General features: G+C 50.2%; 7 protein-coding genes. 4 read left to right on the top strand and 3 right to left on the bottom strand.

Translation table 11 applies throughout. The features are described 5' to 3' along the window. The 4 genes from ilvB to asd all read left to right on the top strand — a co-directional run. The coding region (ilvB, locus tag E6Q52_RS09445; RefSeq protein WP_292821388.1) for a biosynthetic-type acetolactate synthase large subunit at positions 1-1656 on the top strand (1656 nt) is incomplete at its 5' end. Then, the gene (ilvN, locus tag E6Q52_RS09440) at positions 1656-2147 is read left to right on the top strand and encodes an acetolactate synthase small subunit (protein ID WP_018987330.1); all 492 of its coding nucleotides are present in this window, start codon (positions 1656-1658) and stop codon (positions 2145-2147) included. The genes ilvB and ilvN, both read left to right, overlap by 1 nt. Before the next feature lie 55 nt (positions 2148-2202). Beyond that, the gene (gene ilvC / locus E6Q52_RS09435) at positions 2203-3219 is read left to right on the top strand and encodes a ketol-acid reductoisomerase (protein WP_292821386.1); all 1017 of its coding nucleotides are present in this window, start codon (positions 2203-2205) and stop codon (positions 3217-3219) included. Positions 3220-3382: 163 nt separating this feature from the next. Continuing rightward, positions 3383-4231: an archaetidylserine decarboxylase gene (gene asd, locus E6Q52_RS09430; RefSeq protein WP_292821384.1), complete on the top strand. Its 849-nt coding sequence runs from the start codon at positions 3383-3385 to the stop codon at positions 4229-4231. Positions 4232-4286: 55 nt separating this feature from the next. On the opposite strand, the gene pepN is transcribed toward asd, so the two are convergent. From pepN to E6Q52_RS09415, 3 genes are all read right to left on the bottom strand, one after another. Further along, on the bottom strand, positions 4287-6893 hold the full coding sequence (gene pepN, locus E6Q52_RS09425; RefSeq protein WP_292821382.1) for an aminopeptidase N: 2607 nt from the start codon (positions 6891-6893) through the stop codon (positions 4287-4289). A gap of 63 nt (positions 6894-6956) precedes the next feature. Further along, positions 6957-7352 (bottom strand): type II toxin-antitoxin system VapC family toxin, encoded by a 396-nt coding sequence (locus E6Q52_RS09420; RefSeq protein WP_292821380.1) that lies wholly within the window; start codon positions 7350-7352, stop codon positions 6957-6959. Between the two features lie 8 nt (positions 7353-7360). Further along, positions 7361-7591 (bottom strand): antitoxin, encoded by a 231-nt coding sequence (locus tag E6Q52_RS09415; protein WP_292821378.1) that lies wholly within the window; start codon positions 7589-7591, stop codon positions 7361-7363. Positions 7592-7691 lie beyond the last annotated feature (100 nt).

The following is a 7691-nucleotide window of genomic DNA, read 5'->3' as shown; positions in this document are numbered from 1 at the left end:
TATCCAGGTGGCGCGGTCTTGCACATTTACGACGCACTCTATAAACAGAATGGTTTCAAACACATTCTGGTGCGTCATGAGCAGGCGGCCGTTCATGCCGCTGACGCTTACTCACGTGCAACCGGCGATGTCGGCGTTGCCTTGGTCACCAGCGGTCCAGGCGCGACCAATGCTGTCACAGGCATTGCCACCGCTTATATGGATTCGATTCCGTTGGTAGTGATCAGTGGTCAGGTGCCAGTCCCCGCGATTGGTATGGATGCTTTTCAGGAAGTCGACATGGTTGGCGTGACCCGCCCCTGTGTAAAACACAACTTCTTGGTCAAGCATGTTAAAGACATTGCGCCTACCATCAAGAAAGCTTTTTTTATTGCGAAAACTGGCCGTCCAGGCCCGGTCGTGGTTGATATCCCTAAAGATATCACTGCGCACATTGCTGACTTTATCTACCCAAAAACGGTAGAAATGCGCTCTTACAACCCGATTTTGAAAGGTCACAGCGGCCAGATTAAAAAAGCGGTGAAATTGCTGCTGGGTGCAAAACGCCCCATGATTTACACCGGCGGCGGCCTGGTATTGGGTAATGGTGCAGTAGAGCTAGTTAAACTGGCAAAAGCGCTTAACTTCCCGGTCACCAATACGCTAATGGGCCTGGGTGGTTACCCAGCCACCGACAGGCAATTTGTCGGCATGTTGGGCATGCACGGCACCTATGAAGCCAACATGGCGATGCAACACTGTGACGTATTGTTGGCGGTAGGTGCGCGCTTTGATGACCGCGTGATTGGCAACCCCAAACATTTCACCGGCCAGAAACGTACCATTATTCATATCGACGTTGACCCTTCCAGCATCTCCAAACGCGTGAAGGTCGATGTGCCGATTGTGGGTGATGTGCAATCAGTGTTGGCTGACATGAATGAAATCTTGTCGCAGGAAGAAAATCAGACCACGGATACCGCTGACTGGTGGACGCAGATTAACGAATGGCGCGGCATCCAGTCACTGGATTACGCCTATTCAGATACCGTGATCAAACCACAATACGTGGTGCAAAAACTGTGGGAAGTCACCAAAGGCGAAGCCTATGTGACGTCTGACGTGGGCCAGCACCAGATGTGGGCAGCGCAATACTACAAATTCGACAAACCACGCCGTTGGATCAATTCCGGCGGCCTCGGCACCATGGGTGTGGGCTTGCCCTACGCCATGGGCTGTCAGTTTGCGGATAAAAATGCGCAAGTGGCCTGTATCACCGGTGAAGGCAGCATCCAAATGAATATTCAGGAGCTGTCGACCTGCGCGCAATATGGCTTGCCGATCAAGGTGATCTTGCTCAATAACCGTTATCTGGGCATGGTGCGCCAGTGGCAAGAGTTCTTCTACGAGAACCGCTACTCAGAGTCTTACATGGACAGTCTGCCTGACTTCGTCAAACTGGCGGAGTCTTATGGTCACGTGGGTATGAACATCACCAATCCGGCTGATGTAGAAGGCGCGCTCAAAGAAGCATTTGATAAAAAAGACAAGTTTGTATTCATGAACTTTTTAACTGACCAAACTGAAAACGTCTTCCCGATGGTTGAAAACGGCAAAGGCTTGTCCGAAATGGTATTGAGCCCAGGCACCGCCAGCCGTCTGAAAGGGGAAGAATAATGCGTCATATTATTTCACTGCTGATGGAAAACGAAGCAGGCGCCCTGTCACGCGTGGCCGGCCTGTTTTCTGCGCGCGGTTACAACATTGAATCACTCACCGTTGCGGTCACCGAAGATCCAACCCTGTCACGCATGACGATTGTGACGACCGGCTCCGATGATGTGATTGAACAAATTATCAAGCAACTCAACAAGTTGATTGACGTGGTCAAAGTGCTGGACCTCAACGATGGCAAGCACATTGAGCGCGAACTGATGCTGGTCAAGGTCAAAGCCACCGGCGTCCATAAAGACGAAATGAAGCGTATGTGCGACATTTTCCGCGGCCGTATTATCGATGTGGCCGACAATAGTTACACCATTGAGCTTACCGGCTCTTGCAGCAAACTGGATGCGTTTATTGAAGCCATAGACCGCAGTGCGATTCTGGAAACCGTGCGTACCGGCGCGTCCGGCATTGGTCGTGGCGACCGCATCCTCAAAGTTTAATCGACAGTATTTTTACACTATACCTAAGCATTTGTATTGAAAGGCAAAAGCAGACATGAACGTTTATTACGACAAAGACGCCGACTTAAGCATCATTAAAGGCAAAAAAGTGACTATCGTGGGCTACGGCTCACAAGGCCATGCACACGCAGCTAACTTGCGCGACAGCGGCGTCAACGTCACTATCGGTTTGCGTAAAGGCGGCGGCTCATGGGCTAAAGCTGAAGGCGCTGGCCACACTACTTTAGAAATCGCAGCCGCAGTGAAAGAAGCTGACGTTGTGATGGTATTGCTGCCAGACGAAACCATGGCAGAAATCTTCCATGCTGAAATCGCGCCTAACCTGAAAAAAGGGGCGGCGTTGGCATTTGCCCACGGCTTTAACATTCACTACAACCAAATCGTGCCACGCGCCGATCTGGACGTGATCATGATCGCCCCTAAAGGCCCAGGCCACACTGTGCGTTCTGAATACCTCAAAGGCGGCGGCGTACCTTCATTGATCGCGGTTTACCAAAACACTTCCGGCAAAGCCAAAGACATCGCTTTGTCTTACGCGGCGGCTAACGGCGGCACCAAAGGTGGCGTGATCGAGACTGACTTCCGTGAAGAAACAGAAACTGACTTGTTCGGCGAACAAGCGGTGCTGTGTGGCGGCGCGGTTGAGCTGGTTAAAGCGGGCTTCGAAACGTTGGTTGAAGCCGGTTATGCCCCAGAAATGGCCTACTTCGAGTGCTTGCACGAACTGAAACTGATCGTTGACCTGATGTACGAAGGTGGCATCGCCAACATGAACTACTCCATCTCCAACAACGCGGAGTACGGTGAGTACGTGACTGGCCCACAAGTGATCAACAGCCAATCTAAAGAGGCAATGCGTCAGTGCCTGGCTAACATCCAGAACGGTAACTACGCGAAACAGTTCATCCTGGAAGGCCGCACTAACTATCCAGAAATGACTGCACGTCGTCGTTTGAACGCTGCGCACCCCATCGAGCAAGTCGGTAACAAACTGCGCGCCATGATGCCTTGGATTGCGAAAAACAAACTGGTTGATCAGTCCAAAAACTAATTTTTGGAATTTAACCAAGCTGACCGCTGTTTAATTAAACAACGGTAGGCAAAAAGCACAGGCTGTTGTATCGCCTGTGCTTTTTTATTTGTAAAATCACGAATGAATACATGATAAAAACAAGTTCCTGCAACCCACTGGAACTGCTTAAAAAGGGATAGAAGTGAAACTCGCCATTCTGCTGCAATACATCGCCCCCAAACAATTACTGACGGCCACCGCCGGCAAGCTGGCGCACTGGCGAGCGGGTCGCCTGACCACCGCGTTTATCGGCTGGTTCGTGCGTAAATACCACGTCAATATGGAAGAAGCCCTTAACGGCGATATTAGCAGCTACGCGACTTTCAACCTGTTCTTCACCCGCCCACTTAAACCCGATGCCAGGCCGCTGGCAAACAACGCCTTTGTGTGTCCAGTGGATGGCGCCATCAGCCAGTTTGGCAACATTGAAAACGGCCAGATTTTCCAGGCCAAAGGTCATCATTACACCGCTCAGACACTGGTCGGCGGCGATGCGACACTGGCTGCAAACTTCGATAGCGGTAGCTTTGCTTGCCTGTATTTAAGCCCCAAAGACTACCACCGCATTCATATGCCTTGCGAAGGTAAGCTAGTGAGCATGACTTATGTGCCAGGCGACTTATTCTCAGTGAACCCACTCACCGCCGCCAATGTGCCCGGCCTGTTTGCGCGTAATGAGCGTGTAGTGTGTACGTTTGAATCCGCCCAACATGGCAAGTTTGTATTAGTGCTGGTAGGTGCGACCATCGTCGGCAGCATGGCCACCGTTTGGCACGATGCAAAAGACCGCATCATCAACCCACCGCGCCCAGGCAAAGTCGTGAATTGGAATTACAGCGACCGCAATATCACCTTAAAACAAGGCGAAGAAATGGGCCGCTTCTTGTTGGGTTCTACCGTGGTGATGCTATTTGAAAAAAATGTACTCGCCTTTAATGATAGCTGGCATGCAGGCAAACCCATTCGTCTGGGTGAAGCGATGGGGAAATAACTTCCGCCTGATTAGAGATACAAAAAAGCGGAGCCCACTTGGCTCCGCTTTTTTATTAAGCATTGAGACTCTTGCTCACAATCTCAAACACATCTCCAGACAAATTCGGCGTGGCTAGAATGGCTTCCAGCGCGGCTTTCATGTGCGCTTGCAATTGAGGGGTGTAGCGCTTCCACTCACGCAACGGTGTCACCATGCGCGCGGCAATTTGTGGGTTGATGGTATTCAGCTCAATAATCACATCGCGCAAGAAAGCATAGCCTTTGCCGCTAGCATCATGGAACTTCACCGGGTTATTAATCGCAAACGCTGAGTACAACGAACGCACGCGGTTAGGGTTCTTGATATTGAAGTCTGGATGATTGCGCAACATGGCGAGGTCGTCAAAAATTTGGTCACGGTTAGCAATCGCTTGCAGCGAGAACCATTTATCCACCACCAGTGGATAATTCTTGAAGCGTGCATAAAAGTCAGCAAACACCTCAGCACGCTGTGGCTGGCTGCTATCAGACAAGCAAGCCAACGCAGTGACGCGGTCAGTCATATTATCCGCGGCATCGTAATGCGCTTTCGAGCGCGAGGCGCAACCAGTGCCATTGGTCACTGTGAGAATCTCCAGCACGGCATGCTTCAAAGCTCTGCGCCCCATGGCTTCTGGCGTAATAGAGAAAGCACCGATGTTAGTGTTGGCATCATACAAAGCCGCCAGCGCTTCTTTATGCGTGCTTTTGATTTGCTTAAGCACAGCCGTGCGCGCGGCATCAATCGCGGCAGGATCAATCACCGGCAAATGCTGACCAATCACGCCTATCATCGGCAAACTCAATGCACGCGCCAGCAAGGCTTTATCGCCCTTGCCAGTTAGGCCTTGTTCAATCAAAGTGCCGACATCAGCCACAAACTGTGCAATATCTGCAGCCGGATCAGCCATCACACGCTGGATAGTACGCAGAGCCAAGGTCTGGCCCGCTTCCCACTTATTAAAGCCATCGGTGTCATGCACTTGCAGCAAGCGTAAATCGTCATCGCTTAAATCGGTTTCGAGCTTAACGGGTGCAGAGAAGCCACGCAAAATCGAAGGCACTGGCTTGGCGCTGATGCCATTGAAAGTGAATGTTTGCTCACGGGCTGTCACTTCCAGCACGCGGGTTGGCAGAATCTCTTTACCATTAGCATCCAGCAAGCCCAGCGCCACTGGAATATGCATCGGCTGCTTGTCGGTTTGCCCTGGGGTATCGGGTTGTGACTGCTTGAATGTCAAAGTATAGCTTTGCTGCGCAGCGTCATACTGGCTACTGACTTGCAGCGTCGGCGTACCGGCTTGCTTATACCAACGGAAGAACTGCGACATGTCGCGGCCAGACGCATCGGCCATGCATTGCACAAAATCATCACATGTCACGGCGTGACCGTCATAGCGGTCAAAATACAAATCGGTGGCTTTACGGAAAGTCTCCGCGCCCAGCAAGGTATGCTGCATGCGGATCAGCTCGGCCCCTTTGTCGTAAATGGTCTTGGTGTAAAAATTACTGATTTCGATAAACTGGTCAGGTTGCACCGAGTGCGCCAGCGGGCTACCATCTTCGGGAAACTGCAAACGGCGCAGACCATTCACATCATCAATGCGCAATACCGCACGTGAGTTCAAATCGGCGCTGAATTCCTGATCGCGGAACACCGTAAACCCCTCTTTGAGTGAGAGCTGAAACCAGTCACGACAAGTCACGCGATTACCGGTCCAGTTATGGAAATACTCGTGGCCGATCACGCCTTCCACACTCATAAAATCGCTATCGGTCGCCGTCTCCTGATGCGCCAGCACCAGCGCAGTGTTAAACACATTGAGCGAGGTGTTTTCCATCGCGCCCATATTAAAGTCGCTCACCGCGACAATATTGAACAGCTCCAACTGATACTCGCGGCCATAGACTTCTTCATCCCACTTCATGGATTTTTTCAGCGACTCCATGGCATGGCTGCATTGGCTTTCGTCGCCAGCACGCACATAAATATGCAAATCCACTTTGCGGCCCGTCATGGTGGTAAACGTATCCGCCACGCGCTGCAAATCGCCCGCCACCAGTGCAAACAAATAACATGGTTTAGGGAAAGGATCGTGCCAGACGGTGTAATGACGGCCATCCGCCAACTTACCAGAGTCATGCAAATTACCATTTGAAAGCAATACCGGAGTCGCCTTGGCATCCGCCTCAATGCGCACGGTAAACACACTCAACACGTCAGGTCGGTCCTGGTAATAGGTAATGCGCCTAAAGCCCTCAGCCTCGCACTGTGTGCAATACGAACCTTGCGATTGATACAACCCTTCCAGCGCGGTATTCGCTGCCGGGTCAATCTCGCTGACGATGATTAAGGTAAATGCATCTGGCGCATTCGCAATCGTCAGCTGTCCATCCGCCACCGTGTATTCACTAAACGGCTGACCATCCACCGTCACCGACAAAATGGTTTGCTCTTCACCATCCAACACCAGAGTATTTGAAGTACCCGCCGAGTTTTTCACGTACTTCACTTCAGACGTGACAATGGTTTTACCCGGCAACAGGTTAAAACTCAAATTCACCTGCTCGGCCAGATAAGGCGCTGGCGTGTAGTCTTTGAGATAAATGGTTTTTGGTGCAACAGCGTTTTCGGTTCGCATGAAAAAATGACCTATATAAGTATTGGCTTGATTATATTTGAGAGTTAAAACTGAGGAATAGGTTTAATCATTAAACCAGTCAACAACAACCAAATTAGGGATGCGATTAAACTCCCTGACATTATTAGTAACAATCGTGAGGTTTTGACTTAGCGCGTGCGCACCGATCATTAAATCCATCGCCCCGATGGGCGTGCCTTTTTTTTCGAGGCTTGCGCGTAAAGCTCCATAATAGCTTGCCGCAGACTCATCAAATACCATAATTTCTAAAGGCAAAATAAAGTCATCTAAAGCAGCCTGATTTTTTTCCTGAAACTGACTTTTAGCAACGCCGTAACGTAACTCAGCCAAGGTGACGCTCGAAATACAAATATCACCCACTTGAAAATCATTAAATCTTTTAAGTACAGCAGCAGGTTTTTGCTTAATCAAAGCAATACAGATATTGGTGTCCAGCATGAGCCTCATTAAAACAAGTCCTCACGCTCTTGTGGCACTGGTTGTGCACGATCATCCATAAAGTCGTCGCTAAACTTATGCAGACTGTTCAATAAAACATCCCACGAATGGTTAGCAGGCAACAAAATCACAGCATTCCCTGAACGCTTGATAATGACTTCATCACCCTCAAAACGAAACTCCTTGGGCAATCGAACCGCTTGGCTTTGTCCGTTTTGAAATAACTTGGCAGTTTTCATGACCAACCCTCAAAAAATATATATTTTAAGTATATCCCTTAAAGGGCAGCTGTCAATACATCAGCCTCTCAGGCGCATATGGCGATATGATTGTGCAAAC

The organism is Methylophilus sp. (genome assembly GCF_008015755.1).
In the GTDB taxonomy this organism is placed as follows: domain Bacteria; phylum Pseudomonadota; class Gammaproteobacteria; order Burkholderiales; family Methylophilaceae; genus Methylophilus.
The sequence above is the reverse complement of the archived record's forward strand: the minus strand, read 5'-3'. Positions and strand labels throughout refer to the sequence as shown.